Origin of the sequence: Streptomyces sp. NPDC001714, assembly GCF_042892755.1 — a bacterium.
Lineage (GTDB): Bacteria > Actinomycetota > Actinomycetes > Streptomycetales > Streptomycetaceae > Streptomyces.
In genome coordinates, this window is sequence record NZ_JBIAUL010000003.1 from 83124 (window position 1) to 105770 (window position 22647).

17 protein-coding genes and 3 pseudogenes are annotated in these 22647 nt (G+C 68.4%); 8 read left to right on the top strand and 12 right to left on the bottom strand.

Annotated elements, in window-relative coordinates:
- Positions 1–130: 130 nt before the first annotated feature.
- Positions 131–757: a TetR/AcrR family transcriptional regulator gene (locus ACFY0P_RS09140; RefSeq protein WP_388909015.1), complete on the top strand. Its 627-nt coding sequence runs from the start codon at positions 131–133 to the stop codon at positions 755–757.
- 293 nt (positions 758–1050) lie between these two features.
- Here ACFY0P_RS09140 and ACFY0P_RS09145 read toward each other — a convergent pair whose 3' ends face one another.
- From ACFY0P_RS09145 to ACFY0P_RS09155, 3 genes and pseudogenes are all read right to left on the bottom strand, one after another.
- Positions 1051–1401, bottom strand: coding sequence for an ASCH domain-containing protein (locus ACFY0P_RS09145; RefSeq protein WP_388909017.1), 351 nt, complete (start codon positions 1399–1401; stop codon positions 1051–1053).
- Positions 1398–2059 (bottom strand): annotated as a pseudogene (locus ACFY0P_RS09150) (hypothetical protein); the annotation flags it as partial. The gene ACFY0P_RS09145 and the pseudogene ACFY0P_RS09150, both read right to left, overlap by 4 nt.
- A 573-nt stretch (positions 2060–2632) precedes the next feature.
- Complete coding sequence (locus ACFY0P_RS09155) at positions 2633–3388, bottom strand: hypothetical protein (protein ID WP_388909019.1); 756 nt, start codon at positions 3386–3388, stop codon at positions 2633–2635.
- Positions 3389–3463: 75 nt separating this feature from the next.
- Here ACFY0P_RS09155 and ACFY0P_RS09160 point away from each other — a divergent pair, with 75 nt between their 5' ends.
- Complete coding sequence (locus tag ACFY0P_RS09160) at positions 3464–4006, top strand: SMI1/KNR4 family protein (RefSeq protein ID WP_388909021.1); 543 nt, start codon at positions 3464–3466, stop codon at positions 4004–4006.
- A 95-nt stretch (positions 4007–4101) separates the two neighbouring features.
- On the opposite strand, the gene ACFY0P_RS09165 is transcribed toward ACFY0P_RS09160, so the two are convergent.
- Positions 4102–4527 carry an HIT family protein gene (locus ACFY0P_RS09165; RefSeq protein ID WP_388909023.1) on the bottom strand — a complete coding sequence of 142 codons (426 nt, stop codon included), beginning with the start codon at positions 4525–4527 and terminating at the stop codon, positions 4102–4104.
- Between the two features lie 383 nt (positions 4528–4910).
- Here ACFY0P_RS09165 and ACFY0P_RS09170 point away from each other — a divergent pair, with 383 nt between their 5' ends.
- Positions 4911–5045: a hypothetical protein gene (locus ACFY0P_RS09170; RefSeq protein WP_388909025.1), complete on the top strand. Its 135-nt coding sequence runs from the start codon at positions 4911–4913 to the stop codon at positions 5043–5045.
- A gap of 383 nt (positions 5046–5428) precedes the next feature.
- On the opposite strand, the pseudogene ACFY0P_RS09175 reads toward ACFY0P_RS09170, so the two are convergent.
- Positions 5429–5566: pseudogene (locus ACFY0P_RS09175) on the bottom strand (VapC toxin family PIN domain ribonuclease); the annotation flags it as partial.
- 67 nt (positions 5567–5633) lie between these two features.
- Between ACFY0P_RS09175 and ACFY0P_RS09180 the strand changes: the two are divergent.
- From ACFY0P_RS09180 to ACFY0P_RS09190, 3 genes are read left to right on the top strand one after another with little or no spacing between them, the layout of a single operon-like run.
- Positions 5634–6278, top strand: coding sequence for an RNA polymerase sigma factor (locus ACFY0P_RS09180; protein WP_037797897.1), 645 nt, complete (start codon positions 5634–5636; stop codon positions 6276–6278).
- Positions 6275–7354 carry a CU044_5270 family protein gene (locus ACFY0P_RS09185; protein ID WP_388909027.1) on the top strand — a complete coding sequence of 360 codons (1080 nt, stop codon included), beginning with the start codon at positions 6275–6277 and terminating at the stop codon, positions 7352–7354. The genes ACFY0P_RS09180 and ACFY0P_RS09185 overlap by 4 nt, the downstream gene beginning before the upstream one ends.
- On the top strand, positions 7355–10726 hold the full coding sequence (locus ACFY0P_RS09190; RefSeq protein ID WP_388909029.1) for a S8 family peptidase: 3372 nt from the start codon (positions 7355–7357) through the stop codon (positions 10724–10726).
- A gap of 834 nt (positions 10727–11560) precedes the next feature.
- On the opposite strand, the gene ACFY0P_RS09195 is transcribed toward ACFY0P_RS09190, so the two are convergent.
- Positions 11561–12340, bottom strand: coding sequence for a hypothetical protein (locus ACFY0P_RS09195; protein ID WP_388909031.1), 780 nt, complete (start codon positions 12338–12340; stop codon positions 11561–11563).
- A 783-nt stretch (positions 12341–13123) separates the two neighbouring features.
- Here ACFY0P_RS09195 and ACFY0P_RS09200 point away from each other — a divergent pair.
- Positions 13124–15997, top strand: a complete 2874-nt coding sequence (locus ACFY0P_RS09200) for a PKD domain-containing protein (protein WP_388909033.1) — start codon at positions 13124–13126, stop codon at positions 15995–15997.
- A 268-nt stretch (positions 15998–16265) separates the two neighbouring features.
- Here ACFY0P_RS09200 and ACFY0P_RS09205 read toward each other — a convergent pair.
- From ACFY0P_RS09205 to ACFY0P_RS09215, 3 genes and pseudogenes are all read right to left on the bottom strand, one after another.
- Positions 16266–16703: pseudogene (locus tag ACFY0P_RS09205) on the bottom strand (restriction endonuclease); the annotation flags it as partial.
- A gap of 301 nt (positions 16704–17004) precedes the next feature.
- Entirely contained in the window at positions 17005–17358 is a 354-nt protein-coding gene (locus ACFY0P_RS09210; protein ID WP_365706094.1) for a hypothetical protein, read from the bottom strand.
- 173 nt (positions 17359–17531) lie between these two features.
- Positions 17532–18716, bottom strand: a complete 1185-nt coding sequence (locus ACFY0P_RS09215; protein WP_388909035.1) for an IS701 family transposase — start codon at positions 18714–18716, stop codon at positions 17532–17534.
- Positions 18717–19024: 308 nt separating this feature from the next.
- Here ACFY0P_RS09215 and ACFY0P_RS09220 point away from each other — a divergent pair, with 308 nt between their 5' ends.
- Positions 19025–20059 carry a hypothetical protein gene (locus ACFY0P_RS09220; protein ID WP_388909037.1) on the top strand — a complete coding sequence of 345 codons (1035 nt, stop codon included), beginning with the start codon at positions 19025–19027 and terminating at the stop codon, positions 20057–20059.
- Here the strand turns inward: ACFY0P_RS09220 and ACFY0P_RS09225 are convergent.
- From ACFY0P_RS09225 to ACFY0P_RS09235, 3 genes are all read right to left on the bottom strand, one after another.
- Positions 19951–20490 (bottom strand): hypothetical protein, encoded by a 540-nt coding sequence (locus ACFY0P_RS09225; RefSeq protein WP_388909039.1) that lies wholly within the window; start codon positions 20488–20490, stop codon positions 19951–19953. The two genes, ACFY0P_RS09220 and ACFY0P_RS09225, sit on opposite strands and share 109 nt — an antisense overlap.
- A gap of 10 nt (positions 20491–20500) precedes the next feature.
- A protein-coding gene (locus ACFY0P_RS09230; protein WP_388909041.1) for an IS5 family transposase occupies positions 20501–21321 on the bottom strand; the annotation gives its coding sequence in 2 pieces (ribosomal slippage) (positions 20501–20971 and positions 20974–21321; 819 coding nt in all).
- Between the two features lie 444 nt (positions 21322–21765).
- Positions 21766–22248 (bottom strand): cupin domain-containing protein, encoded by a 483-nt coding sequence (locus tag ACFY0P_RS09235; protein ID WP_388909043.1) that lies wholly within the window; start codon positions 22246–22248, stop codon positions 21766–21768.
- Positions 22249–22647 lie beyond the last annotated feature (399 nt).

A 22647-nucleotide genomic window follows, 5' to 3' on the forward strand; every position in this document is an offset into this window, starting at 1 on the left:
TGAGGCCTGTGTAGACATAGGGTTCGCCCCTCACATGAAAATGGGCTTGCTAGCCCCTTTTTGGGCTCGACCTCATGCAACACCCAAAAAAAGGGGCTGTCAAGCCCATTTTTATGCTAGGGTCATCCGCATGACCGCAAGCAGCGAAGTGCCGGCCCGGAAGCTGACCCCCAAGGGTCTGGCCACGCGCGAGCGCATCATCGCGGCAGCAGCGGAACTGATCTACGAACACGGCGCCCAGAACACCAACAACGAGCAGATCCGCGAGGCCGCCGGAGTCAGCGGCTCACAGCTCACGCGCCACTTCCCCACCAAAGAGGCCCTCATACGCGCGGTGCTCGCCTGGCAGGCCGACAACATCGTCGCCCGCCACCAGGCACCGGAGCTGGGCGAGCTGGACAGTTTCGCCGCCCTCCATCAGTGGGCCGACTCCTACGTCGCCTCGCAGGACATGCTGCGCGGCGGCTGCACGTTCGGCTCCCTGGCCGCCGAGGTCGTCAAGGCCGAACCCTCCCACCGGGACACGGTGGCCGACGGCTTCGAACGGTGGCAAGCGCTGTTCAGGAGCGGCTTGAGCAAGATGCGCGAGCGCGGCGAACTGCGGCCGGAAGCCGACCCGGCCGCGCTCGCCCACCTGCTCACCGCCGCGTTCCAGGGCGGAGCCCTCCTGGACCAGGCGGCCGGCGAGTCCGCACCGCTGCGTGACGCACTGCACGGTGCCCTGGCCTACATCGAATCCTTCGCCGTAGAGGGCTGAACGGCCCGGCACTGACGGACACTCGGCGGCAACCGATGAGAGAGCCCGCAGCCCGGTGAGGCCGCAGAGGGATCCGGACGGCACCCGCCCACTGCTCCACGAAACTCCAAGGACTACCAGCTGGACCGTCGGGCCCAGAACGAGGTCGAGCGCCATGGTCTCCCGATCGATGGCGGGCCGGGCCGTGGGGTATCTCGGCGCGAGCGAGCCCCTGCGACAGCTGCAGTGTGGTATCGATCAGAGAGATCTCCACCTGACGACCGGTAGCGCAGGCCCCAGCTGACGCCGATGCATCAGCCGAGAAGCTGGATCTCGATGGCCATGGCGCCCAGGGCCTCCTTCTCCGGCGGATAGATGGCCCGGATGCCGGCAAGTTGTTCGTCGCGGGTGGCGGTGGGGTCGACGGTGGAGGGACCTTCACCGTCGATGAGGGCCTCGAAGCCGGCGTATTCGGTGACCCGCTCGACCTCGACCTCACACGTCTCGTCCGTGCCCTTGATGCGGAACCGGATGACGTCGCCGGCCGCCAGGTCGGCCAGGTGTGGGTACTTCACCCGTACCTCGATGGACTTGGCGCCCGCGGCGACCAGGTCGAAATAACGGCGGTAGAGGTTGAGTTCGCGGACGCGGGAGGTGCTGCTCATGGGGCGGGAAGGCTCCGGGGGTCTTGGGCGGCCATCATGCGGTTGATCTCGGCGGCGGTGTACGAGCGGAAAAAGTGACGAGGGTCGGACAGGAGCGTCTCGGTCATCGCCAGCAACTGGTCGGCATACTCGGCCACGATGCCGGGCCACTGCCGGGTGTCGAGCATCCAGTCGGTGGCGCCCTTGGGCAAGGGGGCGTGACCGTCTCGGATGAGGGACTTGGAGAGTTTCGCGCCCGTGTCGGTGACGACCTGCGGGCAGAAGAGGCGGGCCGGGAGTTGGGCGCGGGCGAGGCCGACGGCCTGGAGTGCTTCGTCGACGAGGAGGGAGCCGAAGACCCAGTCGCCGCCCTTGACCATGACATGCAGGGTTCCGTCGGCTGGTGCGCTGTGAGGGCGAGTTCCTTGACCAGGTTGCGGTAGAGGGTGGCCAGGTCGAGGTAGCCACCGGTGGTGGGTGTGACGGTGGTGCGGTAGGGGCCGTGGCGGAGGCAGACGGCCTCGATGTCGGCCGTCTCGCGGTCGGTGAGGAGGACGCGGGTTCGTCCGGCATGCTTCTCGGCCCGGCCGCAGCCGGGGTGCGGGCAGGGAATCCCTATGTGCGGGGTGCCGGTGGACGGGGCGAGCCACCAGCGGGCGGCGTCGAGGCCACGGGGTACTTCAGGCCGAAGTCACTGGTTCGGGGCAGTTCTCTGGAACGGGAAGGCAGGCAGCAGGCTCTCCACTCTGCGTACGGCTTCTCCTAGGGCATCGAGACGCCCCGGCAACCAGATCCCAGGTCAGCGCTTCTTGGTCTTCTTCCGCTGCGGCGGAGTCCACTCGCCTCGGTGCAACTGGCAGCGGGAGTAGCCGATCATCGCCGGATTCTGGCAGCGTTTGCCGGTCTTGGTCTGGGTCGACCCACACTTGACCTGCGTGCCCATTCGTCCTCCCCGGTCCGGTCTGTGCGTTCCGTAGCGGACTCATCGTCACCGGGCCGAGGCGCTCGACGCCTTGTTCCCGACCTCATTCGGCCTATTCAATCTGCTTCATGCCCGAATCATGATAATTCGGTGTTCAAGTTGATCTCCTACGCGGTCACAGATCGCTGACACAGGCTCGCCGCTGTTCAGACGCCGGCCGCGCGGAACGGGCCTGTCCTCCCTCGGCGAATTCCCTGGCGATCCGGCTCGGAACTCGGGACCGGGCCAGGCGGGTGTCGACGGGTATCAGGGTCAGGGCGGGCTGACGGGCTACCCGCCAGGGGAGTCCTCGCGGAGCGAACGAGCGGCCTCGCAGACGTATCGCGCCTGGACAGCAGTCAACCGTCGCGCCTCCCACAGCAGCGCCGCAGCGTCCGCGGCTTCCGGAGACGGAGGAGGCGGCACCTCGCGGAGGGAAACGCCCGTGAGTAGAGCTAGTTCGCGGACGTCGATCCCCAGCAGGGCAGCGGAGTCCGTCACCAAGCGCGGGGTCAGCTCCTTGCGCCCGGAGGCGATCACGCCGTAGGTGGCCGCCGACAGGTAGCTGGGCGTCACAAACGCAAGCACCCTCGCCATGCCCATCCAGTTCAGGTTGCGGTACTGGAGCATGCCGATGACCCAGGCGCCCGGACCGCCGGTGAGGGGAACGGGCGGCTTCGGGGCGAAGCTGAAACGCCGTTCCTCCTGCGGAAGGGAGCGGATCAACTTCAGAAGTTCACAGCGTCCCGCTGCGGGGAGGCGCACCGACTCCGTCACCGTGCTCACCGCCCATTGCGCGGCCGTAGCCTCCAGCGGCGCCAGGTCCTCGGGGACCGCCTGCCCCGAGAGAATGAACAGATCGACGGCTTGGAAGCCCAGTGCAGGCGCAAGCCGGCGGAGCATGGCCTCTGTGGGAATCTTCCCCGCGAGCACCGCCCGGACCTCGTCTGCGGTCAAACCGCCGCGTTCGGTCAACTCCTGTGCCGTGAACTTCCTGTGGTCCAGCAACCGCGCCAGCATCGCGCCGAACCCGAGGTGCTCCGTCATGCCCGCAGACTAGCCAGCGGATCCGGGGGGAGGCGGCCACGATGGGCTGTCAGCCCCTTCTGCGAGCATGCGGCCGTGACAGACACACGTGATCAGCGTCCGGCCGAAACCACTCTCGACTTCCTGCGCTCTGTGTTCCCGACGGAGTGGCGCGAGCCCCCGCTCGGGCAGGGAGCCGTCGCGGAGTGGGAGCAAAAGAATGGGGTGGCCCTGCCGGAGCCGTACCGGACCTTCATCGCGGAAGTCAGCAACGGATCGAGCCTGGGCCCCGCCGGCGACGGCGGTCTCCAGCCGCTCGGCTGGCTGCCCGACACGTGGCCCGACCTCGGCCCGCGACAGCCAGGGCACCCGTTCCCTCTGGAGACGGCCTGGCTCTGGGAGGACGACGAGAGTGCCGGCCCCGGGGACCCGCGGATCAACGCCGCGTTCAACAACGGGTCCGTTGTTCTCGGATCCGAGGATGGGCAGTCGTTCTGGCTTCTGCTGACCACCGGTCCCCGCCGCGGCGAGGTGTGGATGATCGCCGACGTCGGCGTCGTCCCGACCCCCGGCAACCAGGCATGGGGTTTCGAGGAGTGGGTGCGGCGTTGGCACACCGGCGACGATTGGTGGGACTGATCGCTCCGACGCGCACGGCCGTAGGCCGCAGACCGTTCGAGTCCCTGGTGCCTCCCAGAGCGGTGACCATCGGCTGCCCGTTCGCACTCTCTGCCTCAACTTCTACGGTGCTTGCCGACTGACAGCGCCTCGGAGAGTCGCACGGTCGGGTCGCCGGCGAACGGATGCCGTGACTGCCCGGTCGGCCAGGTGGAGATGCCATCGTCGGGCCATCGAGGAACGACGTGGAAGTGCAGGTGGCGTACCGACTGTTCCGATCCTGGACCACTCGCGTTGAGAACGTTCACCCCAGTCGCCTTCAAACCGACGCGCATGGCTCTCGCCAGACGCTGGACCAGATCGACCGTCTCGGTCAGTACCTCGGTGGGCGTGTCGAAGACGTCAGCGTGATGAGCCGTCGGCACCACCAGGGTGTGCCCTGGAGCGAGAGGGTCGAGCGGGGTGAACGCGCAGGCGGACGGTTCACGGGCCACCCATTGCGCACTGTCTTCGCGGATGAGCCGGCAGAAGGGGCACGACATACAGGCGACCCTGCCACAAGCCGGCGGCTCGAAAAGGAGGGACGCCCCTGGCGCGCGGCGTCACAGCATGTAAGCAGAGTCATCCTCCGCCTTGGCCCTGGCAGAGGGAGCGCCGTCGTACGCGCCGGATCACCGTGCCACGCATCGAACGGCAAACGGGCTCCCGGCGAGACCAAGACAGATACGGGCGTCCGTACGGTCGTCCTCCCGGTCTTCCTCCACAAGGATCTGAGGCGGCACCTCGGCTGGTACGCCGAGAAGGGCCCGCTGGTCTGCTCTTCGTCGGCGAAAGGGAGCCGCCTTCCGTCGCACCTCCTTCCTACGACCTTCGTGACACCGGCCACACCCTCTCGACCCGACCGGACATCACCCTCAAGGACGGGATGATCTACCAACACTCCGACCACGACAGGCAACAGGAGGTCGCCGCAGGCCTCGGCAGCATGGTCCGCGCCGAGCGTGCGAAGCACCACACCGACGGCCGTCCGCACCACACTCAGGAGTCCTCAGCGGGCTAATGGTGCGCTAGTGGTGCGGCACCCGCCCACAGGTCTAGACAACAAAGAACCCCCGGGTCCACGACCTGGGGGTTTCTGCTGGAGCGGGTGACGAGAATCGAACTCGCGCTCTCAGCTTGGGAAGCGACGGCGCTTGGAAGGTCATGCAATCGTTGACCTGCGCTTATGTGGCGTAGCGGCCGCCTCGCGAGGACTGGTTCGCACCGCTGTTGACCGTGGTTGTCCGCTCTTATGGGCACGCTGTGGGCACGGCTTTGAAGCGCGGCAGGCCGAGTGCCAAAGGGAACGGGCGCCTTTCTCGGCTCGATTGGCTCGCATGTCCAGCCCGGGGAGCGCTTCGCGAGTGCGGAGCCATCCGGGGAAGCGTCCCGCCAGCACCTGGCTCACTTGCCGGCTTCAGGGCCGTACCACTGGAGTGCCTGGCCGGTGACGGCGGCGATGCACTCGAAGTCCCGGTCGTGGTGCAGCAGAGTGAGCCCCTGCAGCTCGGCTGCGGCGGCCACCACCAAATCAACCGCCCCGGTGACCTGTGCGACGGCTGTGACGTGTCTCACGGGAACTCGCCCGCACCATAAGTCAGTTCAAGACGTGACCACAGATATGCGAACCCGGGTGCGAAACGGAGATCCGGACGCCTTCGCGGAACTCTTCGACGCGTGCGCCCGCGCGGTGTACAACCACGCCTTCCGGCTGACCGCCGACTGGTCGCTGGCCGAGGACGTGATGTCGACGACCTTCATGGAGGCGTGGCGGCGCCGGGCCTCGGTTGAGGCCGAAGGCGGCTCGCTGCGGCCGTGGCTGCTGGGCATCGCTACCAACGTCGCCCGCTCCCACCACCGCAGCAACCGCCGCTACCGCAACGCGGCGAGCGCCGCGGCAGCCGCGCACGCCGCAGAGGAACGGGTCGAGGACCACGCCGAGGAGACCGCCGGACGCCTGGACGACCGGCGCCGTATCAACGCCACGCTCGCCGCCCTCAGCCTGCTCAAGCGTCCCGAGCGTGAGGTCCTGACGCTGTGCCTGTGGGAGGGGATGGAGTACGCCGAGGCGGCCCGCGCCCTGGGTATCCCGGTCGGCACCGTCCGCTCCCGCCTCTCCCGCGCCCGCGCCAAGCTGCGCAAGCTCACCGACGCGCAACTACTCGGAGAAAAAAGGGAACCCACCCGCACGAACCGGCAGATAACAGGTGATCGCGGATACGCGGTCCGGTCCGCACAGGAAGGAAACCGATGAACGCCAGCCCCTCCCACCGGCCCCACCCGGCCGAGTGGACGGAGACGCAGAGTCTGCTGCCCTCCGCCGAGCGGGAACTGCCGGCGGGCCGCCACCAGTTCCACAAGGAGCAGATGATGGCCCAGATCCACGAAGACCTCCGCACCTCCTCCCGTACGTCCGCCACCTCTCCGGTCGCGTCCCTGAAGCGCCCCAACCCGTTCCTGCGCCGTACGGTCCTGCTGCCCGCCGCGGCCTTCGCCCTGGCCGGCGCGGTCGTGGGCGGCCTCGCCCTCACCGGCGGCGGGACCGACGGCGGCAAGACCGCCCTGGCCACTGGCCCCGCACTGACCACCAGCATCGGCGTCGCCGACCCCAAGGGCGCCCCCCAGCTCCTCGAACGCATCTCCCTGGCCGCCGCCGACACCTCCGCGCCCACCCCGCGCAAGGGCCAGTACATCTACATCGCCTCGAAGGTGGCCGACACCTACATCAAGACCGTCGGCGACAAGAGCGAGGCGGTCAGCAACGAGCTGCACTCCCGCCAGGTCTGGAACTCCCTCGACGGCAGGGACGGCTGGCTGATCGAGGCCGGCGAGACCAGCGACAAGGGCATCACCCTGAAGAGCGACGTCCCGTTCAGCGGCGCCTACAACGCCTTGGCCGAGCTGCCGACCGACCCCGACACGCTGCTCCAGCGGATCTACCGCGAGTCGGACGCCGTCCGGGACCCCGAAGTCCCGCGCGACCAGGCCGCCTTCGTCGCGATCGGCGATCTGCTGTTCGAGAGCTACCCGCCCGCCGAGGTCGGCGCCGCCCTCTACAAGGCCGCGGCCAAGATCCCCGGCGTCGTCTCGGTGGATGACGCGGTCGACGCCACGGGTCGGCACGGGGTCGCGATCGCGCGGGAGAACGACGGCGAGCGCACCGAGTGGATCTTCGACAAGAAGACCCTGCGGTTCCTCGGCCAGCGCATCGTGGTGGTCAAGGCCACGGCGGGCGATCCCCTCAAGGTCGGTACCGTCACGCACACCAGCGCGATCACCGAGCGCGCGGTCGTCGACGCCGCCAAGCAGGTGCCCGGGCAGGTGAGCTGAATGCGCGACAGAACCACAAGCGCCTCGCTGGCCGCCCTGCTGGTGGCGGGGCTGATGACGGGCGTCTCGGTGGCGGCCACGGGCTCCGGCCTCGGCGTGCGCGCGCAGGACACCGCCACCGTCGCGGCGCCCGGCGGCTCCGCCCTCGGCGCGCGGACCGCCGGCTCCGCCTCCGCGGCCGGCCGGTACGTCACCCTCCTCACCGGCGACCGGGTCCGGCTGGACGCCCGGGGCCGGGTGACGGGCGTACGGCGGGCACCGGGCCGTGAGCACGTCCCGGTGTCCGTGCGCGGCGTCGGGGGCGATCAGTACGTCGTTCCCGCCGACGCCGCCGCCCTGATCGGCCAAGGCGTCCTGGACATGCGGCTGTTCGACGTCAGCGGCCTGATACGCGCCGGCTACGACGACACCCGGCGTCGCACGCTCCCGCTGATCGTGTCGTACGAGGGCAAGTCCGCCCAGCGCAGGAGCACCCAGAAGTCACTGGTCGCGGAGGCGGACGCCACCGTGCGCCGGGAGCTGCCCAGTGTGGCGGGCGCCGCGATCACTGTGCCCAAGGCCGGGGCCGACGACATGTGGCAGGCCCTCACGGAGGAGCAGGGAGTCGCGCGGGTCTGGCTGGACGGCCGGTTCAAGGCGCCGGCGGACGAAGACGGCGCGAAGGCCGAGGAGCTGGGCGGCGGCGTCGCGCAGATCGGCGCCCCGGCCGCCTGGGCGGCCGGATACGACGGCAAGGGCGTCAAGGTCGCCGTCCTGGACACCGGCGTCGACACCTCACACCCGGACCTCGCCTCGGCGGTGACGGCAGCGAAGGACTTCAGCGGCACCGGCAGCACCGACGACATGGCCGGCCACGGCACGCATGTCGCGGCGACGGTGGCGGGCTCGGGAGCCCGCTCCGGCGGGCGCTACAAGGGAGTCGCACCCAGCGCGAAGATCCTCAACGCGAAGGTGCTGAACGACGACGGCGAGGGCACCGACTCGTCCGTCATCGCCGGCCTGGAGTGGGCCGCCGGGCAGGGCGCCAAGGTGGCCAACCTCAGCCTGGGCCAGGCCGACACCCCGGGGGAGGACCCGGTCGAGGCGGCGGTGAACGCCCTCTCGAAGAGCACCGGCATGCTCACCGTCGCCGCGGCCGGCAACGAGGGCCCCGAGGCGGGAACCGTCGGCTCCCCGGGGGCCGCGGAGTCGGCGCTCACCGTGGGCGCCGTCGACGGCGAGGACCGGCTCGCCGACTTCTCCAGCACCGGCCCGACCGCCGACAGCGCGCTGAAACCGGACCTCACGGCGCCGGGCGTGGCCATCGTCTCGGCGAGGGCGGCGCACGGCCACATGGGCGACCCGGCTGCCGACGGATATGTCTCCATGTCCGGTACGTCGATGGCGACGCCGCATGTCGCGGGGGCGGCCGCGATCCTCGCCCAGCGGCACCCCGACTGGACCGGCGCACGGATCAAGCAGGCGCTCACCGCGTCCACCACCCCGACCACCGGCGCGACCGGCTACCAGCAGGGGACGGGCCGGGTCGACGTGTCCAGGGCACTGGAGGGGGCGGTGGCGAGCGAACAGACCTCCGTGTCCTTCGGCAAGCAGCTGTGGCCCCACACCGACGACCGGCCGGTCACCCAGCACATCACCTACCGCAACGACGGCGACCAGCCCGTCACCCTGGACCTGACGGCCACCGCGACCGGCCCCGGAGGCAGCACGTCCCCCGAAGGCATGTTCACGCTGAGCACCACTCAGCTCACCGTCCCGGCGGGCGGCACCGCCGGCGTCGACCTCACCGCGGACACCCGCGTCGAGGCGGCGGACGGCGCCTACTCGGGCACGCTGGTCGCCACCGCGAGGAACGGCGCCGAACCCGCTGCCGTACGGACCGCCTTCGGCGTCGTACGCGAGGCCGAGGTATATGACCTCACCCTGAAGTTCCTCGACCGCGGCGGCAAGCCCGTGAGCGCTCCGCTGACCGAGATCCTCGGGTACTCGGGCACGTACTGGACCACGAACCTCGCGGACTACGAGCAGATCTCCAAGGGCGTGTACCGGGTGCGGGTCCCGCGCGGCGACTACGTCGTGGACACCGTGCTGGAAGACGCCGAGGGCACCTCCGCGCTGGTCCGGCCCCGGCTCTCCCTCACCGGGGAGACCACGGTCGTCTTCGACGCGCGCAAGGCGAGGCCGGTCCGGATCACCGCGCCGCAGGGCGCGAAGATGTCCGACGGCCAGCTCAACCTCGCCGTGGGCACCGGGGACACCGGGAGCGAAGCGCACAACAGCACCCTGTTCTGGGGGACGTTCAAGAACCTGCGCACCGCGACCCTGGGACCGAATGCCCCGGCCGGGAGGCTCAGCACGCAGCTTGGCGGCCTGTGGCAGAAGGGCAGCACCACCTACCACCTGCTCCACAACCTGCCCGACCGCTTCCCCACCGGCTATCGGCACACCACGCGCATGAACGAACTGGCGCTGCTGAAGCGGAACTTCGGCTCGTCCGTCGCGCACCGCAAGGGCATCGTCAACGTCATGTGGAGCGGCCCCACCCTGTCGCTCGGCACAGTGAGCGACCCCTTCCCGCTGCCGACGACCGCGAAGATCTACGTCACCACGCCCAAGGGCTTCCAGTGGACGGCCAACCTGGGCCAGCGAAACCCCTCCGGAGACGACGACGTCTTCTACGGCACGGAGAGCGCGAGGTCGTACCAGGCGGGCCGGACCTACGCGGCCACGTACAACGTCGGTGTCTTCAGCCCGATCACCGGCGGCCCGTACGGCGCACGGCGCGACGGCGACACCCTCGATCTGTGCGTCCCCGACCTCGCCGACGGGGCAGGACACCCCGCCTCCTCCACAGCGAAACGCCACACCACGGTGACCGCGGACGGCAGCACCCTGCTCGACAACGACGGCGACCTCTGCCAGACCGTGGAGAAGCTCCCGTCCGTCCCGGCCCGCTACACGATCCGGACGAACCTGACCCGCCCGCCAGGCGTGGCCACGACCACGAGCCGCCTGACAGCCACCTGGACCTTCACGTCCAGCCCGTCCGACTCCGGCGCGCTGCCCCTCTCCACGGTCCGCTTCCACCCGAAGCTGACCCCGACCGGCACGGCCCCCGCAGGCCGCCGCACCACGATCCCCCTCTCCCTCCAGGGCCCAGCCGCCACCCACCTGAAGTCCCTGACGGTGAAGGTCTCCTACAACGCCGGAAAGTCCTGGTCCCCCGCCCCGGTGACCACGACCCACGGCAAAAGGACCATCACCCTGACCCACCCGGAAAACGCCCGCTCGGTCTCCCTCAAATCCATCCTGACCGACACCATCGGCAACACCTACGCGGTGACGATCCTGAAGGCATACCTCCTGACCTGACGTGGTCCAGACACTCCTCGACGCGGTCACGCATCACCTGGAGCACTTCGCCGCTGCCGACCGAGACACACGCTTTCGTCGATCCGCAGAGGCGGGCAACTGCGGCGGAGGGACGACTGGGTGAAGGCTCGGAAGGCTGCGGTGTCACGGCCGAGTTGCACTTCCACGACCTTCGGCACACGGGCAACACGCTCGCCTCGACGGCGGGAGCCGGCACCCGGGAGCCGATGACGCGCATGGGCCACAGCAGCTCCCGAGCCGCGCTGATCCACCAACACATGACCAGCGACCGGGACCGGGCCAGCGTGCGAAGTGCCACAGGGACGACCCCGCGCACCACAGCGAGGAGGCTGCTGAGGGCTAATGGTGCGGTTGCGGTGCGCGACCGGGCCACCGGTCTAGACAACAAAGAACCCCCTGGTCTCTGACCTGGGGGTTTCACATGGAGCGGGTGACGAGAATCGAACTCGCGCTCTCAGCTTGGGAAGCGACGGCGCTTGGACGGTCAGATAGCTCCTGAGCTGGATGTATGTGCCCTCGTGCGGCGCCCGAGAGCACAGCCTCGCACCGCTGTTCACCGCGGTTGACCGGTCTTAAGGGCACGCTATGGGCATGCCCTCGGTCCGAATGTGCGCGAGAGCGTCATTCCGGACTCGATCCCGCCCAGGTCATGGAAGCGGCCGACAGCCGGGCGCCTCGTTGCACGAGCACACCGGTCTTCCCCACCCGAACGGGCCCAGGGCGGTACCCGTTCGGGTAGCAGAGGATTCAGAGCTGCGGCGCCACCTCGTGCAGTTGTTCATGCACGGCCCTCAGCATGCCCTGTGACCACGCCTACCGCACGGTGACGTAGTCCCCGCTCGACGACTTCGCCCCAGAAGTGGAGTTCCCCTGATACGTCCACCGCCACGTCCCCGGCTTGGTGGCCTTCACCGTGGTCCTGAGCGCCCCCGTACCACTCGAAGTCACCTTCTTGACCGTTGTGTACGAGGAAGCGCCCGCCGCCTTGAACTGCAGGCTCACCGTGCGGCCCGCGTACCCCTGGTACGTGTGGGTGTTCCAGTTCGCCCGTGTGATCCGTCCGGTCACGGTGAGCGTCTTCCCGGCCGCGACCGGCTCCGGCGAGGCGTTGACGGTGACGCGTGTAGCACGCTTGACCTGCAACGGGAGGTTCACGTCGTCGGTGTCCTGAGCGTCACCGGCGAGAAAGACCTGAGCGGCGGTTTTCCACGTACCGGCGTCCTCGTTCCCGAAGTCGACGTGCCGCGGGTCGATGTACAGCCATTCATCGAAGTCGCAGATTCCCTTCGCCTTGTCCACGACCTCGCAGTCGCTGGTGATGACGGAGCTGTACAGCCTGTCCCCCGAGTCGGGCTTCCCCCGGTAGGGGAACACCTTCGGCCCGAAGTCGAACTTGAGCTTGGTCGTCATCCGGAAGGCGGCCCGCACCTCGACCTCCTCCTTGACCCCGATCACGATCGGCTTCCCGCCGTTCACCGTGACCCGGCTGAACGAGACCCCGCCCTCCGCCGCCCCGGCCGGCACCGTAGCCACCCCTGTGAACACGATCGCCGCTCCACCGGCCACTACCGCGCCCCACATCGTCTTCCCCATCTTCGAACCCGTCCTTCCCCCTGCAGTCTGGACCGAGCGCGTGGTCGCACCGGCCAGAGGCTCATCCCCAGCGGCTAACTGTGGGACAGGAGACAGCTGTTCGCGGTTGTACGCGGCGCAGCAACGATTTGATCACCACGGCACCGTTCCGGCCCGGTGCGCAGGAAGGGACCCCGATGGCTTCAAGGCAGCCGGACTGGACGAGACGGTGCGGGCGGAGAGGCCGAAGAACACGGGCGCAACGCCGCACACCACAAGGAGGGAGTACACCGAAAGCCGGCCGGTCGGTTGTGGCGCGCACACCGTGCACCGGTCTGGTCGACAGGCAACCTCCCGTTCATCGACCCGGGGGTTTGTCATGGAACGGGTGCCACGAATCGCACTCGCGCTCTCAGCTTGGGAAGAAGCCCCCGTGCCCGCTCACCCGCTCGAACAGCCGCGCTCGTCCTGCCCAGGACCGGCGGAAGTCCGCCCACGGCTACGCCTGCACAGTCACCGTCCTGCGTCCTCAGCGAGCCGCTGCGGCCAAGCCGGGCGGTCGGCTTCCTTGTCCGAAGAGAGCGCGCGAGGTAATGGAAAGCTCAAGCGTCTGCCGTGCAATGCCCTTCCGGTGATCAAGTTTTTCCCTCAACGGCGTAGTCGGCAGCGGGACGTTCGTACTTTCGTGATCCGGCCGCCTGATCTGCCGTACTCTTCCGCCAACTCCAGCTGACAGGTGACTGGATCTGAACGGCTGTGCGGGTCGGCGTGCGACGCCTCCTACGGCCCAGGGGGAGCACGTCCATGAGCCGCAGGCGACTGCTGGTGAGATCCGCTGCCGTCGTCTCCGTACTGTTCGGCGGTCTCGGTACCGGCGTCGCCCACGCCACCACCGGCACAGCCCTGTACGTCGACGACGACGCCGCCGGTTGCAGCGACACCGGACCCGGCTCACAGGCGGAGCCCTTCTGCCAGATCCAGCCGGCCGCGGACTCGGCGGGCCCGGGGGACACCGTCCACGTGGCACGGAACACGACCCGGTACGCCCCCGTGACCATCGGGTCGGCCGGCACCGCGGACGCGCCCGTCACCTTCGTCGCGGCTCCCGGCGACAATCCGGCGGCCACCGCCACCGCTCGCGTTCTGGCCGGGGCCTCGACACCGGCGATGACCTTCTCCGGCGCCCGGTACGTCGACGTGTCAGGGTTCAGCCTCTCGTCGAGCGGGCCGAGCACGCTGGTGTTCTCCTTGTCGCAGCACATCTCCTACGACACGGGTTCGGTCAGCACGGCCCAGGCGGCCACCGGTGCCGGCGGGACGATCGCCGTCGACGGTTCCTCCACCGGCATCGCACTCACCCGGCTGCAGATCGCCCCCGAGTCCGGTGCTCCGGCCTTCACGAGTGCGGCCGGAGCACAGGACATCACGCTGGCCGACGACACCACGTCGCTCGGCGGAGGCATATCGGCCACCGGCACCACGGGCATCCGGCTGGCCGGCGACACCATCGTGACGACCTGCGGCAACGGCATCAGCCTGACCGCCGGCACCTCCGGGTCCGTGGAGAACACCGTCGTACGGCCCGACACGACGGCATCCTGCCCGGACACCGGCACCCCCGCCGAGATCACGGTGGACACCACCTCGGCACCGCAGGTCACCGCGGACTACAACGCCGTCAACCCGCAGTCGGCCGGAACCGACTACGACTGGGCCGGCACCGCGTACGGGACCAGCCAGGCGTTCCTGACCGGTACCGGTCAGGGAGCCCACGACCTGGACCAGACGGACGTGACGCTGTCCACGCAGAGCACGCCGCTGATCGATTCCGCGGACGCCGACGCACCCGGCGAACTCGCCACCGATCTCCACGGCGCGCAACGAGTCGACGATCCCCTGGTCGCCGACACCGGCACGGGCGCCGGCGGCTACGACCGGGGCGCGACCGAGGTACAGGACCCACTGAGCCTGGAGATGGCGGGCGGCACGTACGAGAACGCCTACGCAGGCATCCCCGTCACCTTCACCGCCGGTTTCGTCAACCCTTGGTCGGACTCCCTCGACGGCTACCGCTACACCTTCGCCTTCGGGGACGGCACCACGGCCACCTCCACCACGCGTTCGGTCACCCACACGTACACGCAGCCCACCACGAGCACCAAGATCTACGCCACCGTCACGGTGTACCGGCCGGACGGCACCACGATGGGCACCGAGCTCAGCTCCTACTTCCCCGTGCGTCCGCTGCCGGAGCTGACCGGGAGCCTCGACTGCCGGAGCGCCTCCATCCAGATCGCCCCCTCCCTGCCGGACACCGCCGGCTGCGCCTTCACCGCCGCCGGCTTCAGCGGCTACCCGATCACCAGTGACCTGATCACCTTCGGCGACGGCTCGAAAGCGGTCTCCGTGACCGGCCCCAAGAGTGTGGTCCGGCACACGTACGCCGCCGCCGGCACGTACACCGTCACCCAGCGGCTCACCGACTCCGGCGGACGCACCGCCACCGACACCACCCTGACCACCGTCGGCCCGTCCTACGTCGCCACCGGCCCGAGCCGCGTCCTGGACACCCGCAACGGCACCGGTGCCGCCAAGCGGCAGGTCGGCCCCGGCGGCGTGGTCCGCCTCAAGGTCCTCGGCGTGGGCGGCGTCCCGGCTTCCGGGGTGACCGCGGTCACCCTGAACGTCACCGACACCGGCGCGACCGCGAGCAGTTACGTCACGGCGTATCCGGACGGCACGACGCGCCCGGCCGCGTCCGACCTCGACTTCACCGCCGGGCGGACCAACCCGAACCTGGTCACGGTCCGGGTGGGCACGGGCGGCTGTGTCGACCTGTACAACGCGCACGGCCACGTCGACCTCATCGCCGACGTAGAGGGCTACTTCACCACTAAGGCCGGCTCCAGCTCCAGCTCCGTCGACGACCGCATGAGCAACCTCGCTCCCGTCACCCCGACGCGCGTCCTGGACACCCGCTACGGCACCGGCGCCGCCAAGGGCAAGGTCGCCTCCGGAAGCACGACGACCGTCACCCTGCCGAAGACAGGACGGGGCTCGGCCACCGTCGGCGCCGTCCTCGACGTCACCGTGACCGGGGGCACCGGCAGTGGGGTGGTCACCGCCTACTGCGGCAGTCGCCCCAGCACGTCGAACCTCAACTACCGCGCTGGGCAGACCGTTTCCAACCTGGTCGTGACGAAGGTGTGCACCGGCGGCAAGATCAAGATCTACAACAGCGGCGGCCACGTCCACCTGATCGCCGACCTCCAGGGCCTCTACACCAACTCCGTCGTCGACGGCACCTCCCCCTGGGGCAGCCCCTACGTGCCTGCCAGTCCCACCCGCTTCCTCGACACCCGCAACGGCACGGGCGCCCCGACCGGTCGGCTCGGCGCGAACCGCACCCTCACCGTGAAGGTCACCGGTGTCCACGGCGTCCCGGCCGGCGCGACCGCCGTACTGGTCAACCTCACCGGCGTCGCCCCGACCACCGCCACCCACCTGACCGCCTACGGCGCCGGCACCCTCCCGAACACATACAACGACAACCTGGGCGCCGGTGAAACCAGGCCGGTCCTGGCCGTGATCCCCCTCGACACCAACGGCTGCCTCCACATCCACAACGCCAACGGCTCCCTCGACATCGTCGCCGACCTCGAGGGCTACATCGGCTGACCGAGCCGATGAGCGCTCGGTCCCCGTGACCTCGCGGCGGGCTCGGATCGGGCCAAGCCCCTGGGGCCGCCCTGGGCGGCACGCCGGCCGAGGGGCGCCACGCGATGCGTCGCAGCCCCCCACCACGCCTTCGCTGCCGAACCACGGTTCAAGGTGCCGGACGCAACTTCCCGGGATCACATGACCCACCGCAGTTCGATATCGACCTGACCCGCCAAGGCGAAGAACGCACACCGCACGAGACGACCGACGGCACGAAGATGCGACGTTCCAGGCCGACGGCTTCGCACAACTCGTTGCGGGGCGGGATGTTCAAGTCGAGCAGTAGCCGCGCTATCCGCCCCAGCAGTTCGGGCTCGCCGCGCAGGGCGATTCTGAGTTCCAGTGCGAGCCGGCCGGTGGCGCCCGTCTCCCGGAGAATCCGCAGCCCGGTCCAGGGGCTGCCGTGCCCTTGGTCGGTACGCAATTCCCACACACCGTCACTGACGAGGTGGTGGAACGGGTAGGTGGGCGTTGTCCTGTTGGGCAGGCCGTACTCGGTCAGCAGACTCTGCAGGTCCTTCTCCACCGCGCTGTAGCGGAGTTCGCTATCGGCGTTCTGCTGGAACCGGCCGAGGACGTGCAGGAGCGACAGCGGCTTGTGCGGGGCGCGCGTTCCGCCGCTGGTCCACTGCCTGAGCTTCGCGATCCGCCCGAGCCAGTCCATGGCCGGTGATCGTAATGAGGTTTTGAGCGGAGTGAGTCGGACTCCCGATCGAGCGTCGCTGGAGCACGTGGGCCGAGGAGGTGGCGGCAGGGGAGGAGGCCAAGCCGGTGTGCTCCTTAAGGGCACGCGGAGGCATGCGGCCCTCGATTTGGTCTAGACAACAAAGAACCCCCGGGTCCACGACCTGGGGGTTTCTGCTGGAGCGGGTGACGAGAATCGAACTCGCGCTCTCAGCTTGGGAAGCTGGGGGCATTTGCGGCTGGTAGGGCCGCTGAACTGGTCTTTCACCTGGCACCGGGTCTCATTGCCCTCGGTCGCTTTCACCGTGGTTCCCCGCTGTTCCCCGCTCCATCTGGTGCGCTTGTGGTGCGTCGGTCGTGTCCTGGCCTGGCGTCGTCGGCTCGTCTGCTCCCCCGTACAGATCGGCGTGGAGACGCTCCTTGGCCGCTTCGAGGCGTGGGCCGTAGTCGGGCATGAAGATCTCGCTCAGGGTCTTGTCCAGCGTTCCGGAGATCGCGTAGATCGGCGACCAGACGGCTCGGTCGTGCACGATCCCTTCAAGGTCGTCGGACTGGAACATGACTTGGTAGAGCCAGTCCGACAGCACGAACGCTTGATCGCGCGTGAGCTTGATGGTGATCGCTTCCTCGTCCACGCCCTCAACCTAGTACTGCAACGGTGCTTGCCGTGACTGCTGGCCAGGTAAGGGGCTGTGTCCGCGTCGTTTGTAGTGACTGAGGTGAGCTTGGTGTTGGCGTCTTCGGCGCCAGGTCGACCAGTGCAGGATGTGCGCGACGGGTGTGGGCCGGCGGTCGGTGAGGCGGGTGATCAGCCGTCGTATTTCGGCGAGGCTGAGGTGGATGAGCTGGGAGGATCCGTTTCTGCTTTCCCGGCATCCAGCTCGCGGGCTCGCAGGACGGTCAGGCAGGCGTGGGCGGCCATGGCCAGGGTCATGTGTCGGTGCCAGCCGGGGTAGCGGCGGACCTGGTAGTCGTCCAGGCCGCATTCCTGCTTCGCGCTCTGGAAGCATTCCTCGATGGCCCATCGGCTGCCCGCGATGCGGATCAGGTCATCCAGCGTGGTATCGGCGGGACAGTAGGCGATGTAGTAGGAGATCTCCTGCGGGCGGGCGACGCTGCGGCGGGCGATCACCCAGTGACGGCGGTCGGGTCGGTGCCAGGGCCGGACCTCGACGCGGGCCCAGTCGTAGATCCGCAGGCCGTGAGCCCCGGTGCCGCAGGAACGGCGCTTCCATTTCTGCCGTGGCAGGCCGTTGAACAGGTCGTGGACGGGATGGTCGATCGCCCAGCGAGTGACGACGGTGTCGTGTCGGGTGGTGGCCATGACGTGGAAGACGTCTGCCCTCTCCAGCTCGGAGCGCCAGCCTTTGGAGAAGCCGTAGGCGGCATCCGCGGTCACCCAGCGAAACGGGATCTTGTCCGTGATGGCGCGGCGGACCATCGCCTTGGCCATGGCCACCTTGGTCTCGAAGGCGACCTCATCAGTGATGCCGGCCCGGCGGCACCTTTCCCGGTCGTCGGTCCAGGAGGTGGGCAGATACAGACGCCGGTCGATCAGTGTCCGCCCGCGGTCGGTGGCATAGGCAAGGAAGACACCTACCTGGCAGTTCTCCGTCCGCCCGGCAGTGCCGGAGTACTGCCGCTGCACCCCGGCCGACCGCGTCCCCTTCTTCAAGAAGCCCGTGTCGTCCACGACCAGGACGGCGTTCGGGTCGCCAAGGTTGTCGACGACGTACTGGCGCACGTCGTCGAGCACCTCATCGGCGTCCCACTCGATCCGGTTCAGCATCCGATGGATGCGGTCCGGGCCTGCGTGACCGGCTTCCTCAGCCAGGGTCCAGCCGTTCTTGCGCTGCAGTGGAGCGATCAGGCCCCGCATATAAGCCAGTGCCGACTCCCGCGGCTCCGACCTGCTGAAACGGTGCACGAACCGCTCATGCACTGCGTTCAGTTCACCCGCCCACAGCCTGACATCAGCAAGGTCCCCACCCATGACCACACCAACGACGGAGCTGGCCAGCAGTCACGGCAAGCACCGTTGCAGTACTAGCTGCCGCGACTGGCGGTGTCGTGGGCCGGCGTTGTCGTGAAGACCAACACCCTTTCCAACTGTGGTGGTGGGGTGTTGGGATGCGTGCAGGGGCGTTCACCTGCGTTCATGGGCGGCTGGCCCGGGGCGGGAGCGGCGTTCTGATCTCGGCTGAACGTCAGCGAACGGTGGTGAATGAGACGGAAACTGAGACGGGGCGGCCGAACCTCGCACCCCGGGGTGGTGTCTGTCCCTCGTGCCATCATCCTCGCGTGCTGAAGATCCCCGGATACGAAGATGGCCCTCTGGTCCACGGCAGTGCCTACCTGGACGATCCGTTGTTCTGGCCCGTGCACCTCGGCAGCTCCTTGCGCGGTGAGGACGCGCAGCGAGCTGCGTTCGGCGCCGACTGGGACGCGGCCATGGAGCTGTATCGCGTGCTGTCTTCCGAGCGTGAGTGGCCGGTGTTCAGCGTGCCTCTGTCCTCGGGGCACACCATCCACGTCGTTTACCGCAACATCGAGGGCGACCGCGGGGTGGACTACCTGATACATCACCCGGCGTGGTCCGCGGCGGAAACCCTCGCCGTGGATGACGGTCACTTCATGGGGCCTGGAATGGCCTGGCCGGAGTTGCTGTCCGCTGCCCGACAGCCGGCCACCGAGGGCGTTGACAATCCCGACGCCCGTCTCTTGCTGCTCTTCCCGACACTCGGCGATGCGCGACTTCCCGACGACGCGGCCGTCACCCTCACCACCGCTCTCGCCGCTCTCACCCTGATCGAGGAGCCGGCCGACGTGGCAAGCATGCTCCTGGAGAACCAGGGCCAATGGGCTCCTGCTCGCTGGAGGCTGGCAAACGGGGTCCGGGTCAACGACGGCGGGCACTCGTACCGAAACCCCAGCAACGCCTTTGCTCTACCCGGGGGGCGCCTTCGGGAGATCAGTAACGCACTGGACAGCAGGCCAACGACCGTTCGTCAGACATCCGGCTGCAGCTCTCAGCTTGGGAAGCTTGGGTTACTTGCGGGCGGCGGCCGGGCTGACGGCGATGGAGAAGCGCTGGGCCCTGGTGGGCCAGCATCTTGTTCCCCGGTGTTCCCCGTGGTTCCCCGCACGATCTGGCACGCGTCTGGCACGGGCGGTCGTCTGGACTCTCCCGACACCGCGCTGGTGACCACCGCTTTAGACACCGTTTCTTATGGTGCGTATGAGCACGCGTGCTGGAGGGCCGCGAAGGCCACGTTGGCGGAGTCGGCAGGGAACAGTCGCAGGACGATGGCTCGGTTCTGCGTCGTGATGACGTAGTGCCGCGCCAGGTAGGAGAGATCTCCCCAGCTTTCTCGGGCATGGGCACGCATCAGGACCTGGCCGCATCTCGTGCAGGTGATCCAGGGGACGAGGACAAGACCGGCCAGGTCCTGTTCGGCCACACCTGTTGCCTCGGGGACGGTGCTTCCGTCGCCTTCGATCAGCTTCAGGTGGTCCGGTGTGCCGTCATCACGGCACTGAAGGATCTGGGGTGTGAGGGTCTCGCGCTCGCCCCAGGTCTCTGCGAATACGGAGATCTGGGCCCTGGCCATCTCGCTGATCGGCACCTGGTGGCCGAGGATGCCGGAGACGAGCAGGCCAAGCCCTGCCTCCTGCTCTCCGATGTCCCAGCAGTCTTTGACTTCCTGGGCTTCGGCCTCCGGCAGCAAGGCGGCAAGCCGGTTCCAGATGACGGCATCGTCGGTCACCTGGCAGACGCTACCGGCCGGCGCTGACACCCAGACGCCGCAGGCAGATGAGCATGACCGCGATTGCAGTGAAGCCAATGAAGTGTTCGGGCTTCCGCTCGTAGCGCCGGTGCAGCCGACGGCACCCGGACAGCCACGACATGGTCCGCTCGACCACCCAACGATGACGGCCGAGGCGGGTTGAGTTCTCGACCCCGCGGCGCGCGATTCGCGGGACGATGCCGCGTTTCCGCAGCCATTTCCGCAGGTGGTCGTAGTCATAGCCCTTGTCGCCGTGCAGCTTGGCAGGCCGCCGTCGGCGCGGTCCCCGGCGGGATCGAATGGGCGGGATGCCCACCACCAAGGGTTCCAGGGCCTGACTGTCGTGCAGGTTGGCGCCCGAGACGGCGACCGAGATCGGCAGGCCGTTGCGGTCACAGATCAGATGAATCTTCGACCCGTTCTTACCCCTGTCGGTCGGATTCGGTCCCGTCAGTGGCCCCCCTTGACGGCGCGGACGCTCACCGAGTCGATGGCGCACCGGGACCAGTCCAGCTCGCCCTGGGCGCCGAGCTCGTCAAGGACAACTCGGTGCAACCGGGCCCACACCCGATCCCGGCTCCACTGGGCAAACCGGCGATAGACCGTCTGCCAACGGGCTCCGAAGACCGGGGGGAGCTGGCGCCAGGTGCAGCCGGACGTGGCAACGAACACGATCGCCGCCAATACCTCCCGGTCGTCGGCACGCCGACGGCCACCACCCTGCGGCCGCTGCACGACCGTCGGCGGCACAATCCGTCGGAACAACTCCCACAGACCGTCCGGAACCAGATGCTCTACAAGCCTCTCCATGCAGGCTTAACGGCCCCACCCCACCAAAAGAAACGGCGTCTTAGGACTTCGATCCGAGACCGCTTCGGCTGCGGTCGGCGACTGGTGGGACGGCCTGACAGAGCCGCTGGTGTACGCCCCCGTCCGGCGTCGTTAATGTCAGCCGTGGATGTCAGAAGCCTTCTGATCCGTAGCTCTGTAGAGATCGGTCATTGGAGGTCATACAGGCTGCGGGGAGGATCGTGAGTGCCGGTGTCGGTCGCTGGCGGCTGCTGTGGTTGCTGTACTTCGCTGCTGTACGGCTGCTTCAGCTAACTGGATCTTCAGTGTCGCTGCGCGGCTCGTCGCTGGGTTTCGACTGCGGCCGTTTGGCGGAGCGGAAGCCGATCACGTACCCAAGGGTGTAGGCGCCGAACGGCAGCAGAGCGACCAGCGTAACCAGTGCCCCCTTGTCACCGTGACGGGCTACTCCACGAAGTACGAGTCGTGCTCGTCGAGGAACCTGGCTCGCTCCTCATCCGTGGCATGGGCCAGCTGCGACAGTCCCTCGAAGTACTTCTCACGCGGTGCGCCCGGTGCGAAGAGCAGCAGCATTTGAGCCGGAGCGTCGGAGTCGTTGCGGTAGGCGTGAAGTCCACCCTGCGGCACGTGCAAGAAGTCGCCCTTCTGCGCGTCGACCCACTCCTCGCCGTTGAAAAGGCGAACGGTTCCGTCGAGGATGAAGAACGACTCCGAGATGCACCGATGGAAATGCGTCTTGGGGCCGCCTGCCTTCGGACTCATCTCGACTCGGTAGAGTCCGAACTCGCCTCGTGTGGTGGCTGTGGTCGCAAGATAGTGGATGGCGTCCTTGCCGGGCTCGCCGAGATTGGGTCCGGTGCTCTCCGGCCGGAAATTCGCGCTGATCTCGCCGCCATCTCCGAAATACACCTGCTTCGGGTACGACATGTACACCATTCCCTACGTAGGCTTGACGCGACGATGCGTTGAGGGGGCGTGTGCAGGCCACCCCTCACAAGAGAGACCGGGTACGACCACCAGGTGTGACACATCGCATCACCGCAGTTCCAGGATCTCACGCGCGCAGCCGCTGTGCAGACGGTCGTCGCCGGCACCTGCGGAGTGCAGCGGCTGTACGGAGGGCGGATCGGAGCCCCGAAACGACTAGGGCCAGGCCGAGGAATGAACCTCTGGCATGGCCCTACGCCATATGGAGCGGGCGACGGGAATCGAACCCGCGTAGCTAGTTTGGAAGACGGGGTATGCGGATGGCGACTGACCTGGCAACTCCCTGACCTGGGCCGGAGCGCGGTCGGCACCGCTGTACCCCGTGAGTCCCCGCTGCGT

Bases quoted from the DNA above. Each gene is read 5' to 3' on its own strand.
- ACFY0P_RS09190 (WP_388909029.1), top strand. From the start codon at position 7,355: ATGCGCGACAGAACCACAAGCGCCTCGCTGGCCGCCCTGCTGGTGGCG.
- ACFY0P_RS09200 (WP_388909033.1), top strand. From the start codon at position 13,124: ATGAGCCGCAGGCGACTGCTGGTGAGATCCGCTGCCGTCGTCTCCGTA.
- ACFY0P_RS09215 (WP_388909035.1), bottom strand. From the start codon at position 18,716: ATGGGTGGGGACCTTGCTGATGTCAGGCTGTGGGCGGGTGAACTGAAC.
- ACFY0P_RS09185 (WP_388909027.1), top strand. From the start codon at position 6,275: ATGAACGCCAGCCCCTCCCACCGGCCCCACCCGGCCGAGTGGACGGAG.
- ACFY0P_RS09195 (WP_388909031.1), bottom strand. From the start codon at position 12,340: ATGGGGAAGACGATGTGGGGCGCGGTAGTGGCCGGTGGAGCGGCGATC.
- ACFY0P_RS09145 (WP_388909017.1), bottom strand. From the start codon at position 1,401: ATGAGCAGCACCTCCCGCGTCCGCGAACTCAACCTCTACCGCCGTTAT.
- ACFY0P_RS09235 (WP_388909043.1), bottom strand. From the start codon at position 22,248: ATGTCGTACCCGAAGCAGGTGTATTTCGGAGATGGCGGCGAGATCAGC.
- ACFY0P_RS09155 (WP_388909019.1), bottom strand. From the start codon at position 3,388: ATGACGGAGCACCTCGGGTTCGGCGCGATGCTGGCGCGGTTGCTGGAC.
- ACFY0P_RS09170 (WP_388909025.1), top strand. From the start codon at position 4,911: ATGATCTACCAACACTCCGACCACGACAGGCAACAGGAGGTCGCCGCA.
- ACFY0P_RS09140 (WP_388909015.1), top strand. From the start codon at position 131: ATGACCGCAAGCAGCGAAGTGCCGGCCCGGAAGCTGACCCCCAAGGGT.
- ACFY0P_RS09165 (WP_388909023.1), bottom strand. From the start codon at position 4,527: ATGTCGTGCCCCTTCTGCCGGCTCATCCGCGAAGACAGTGCGCAATGG.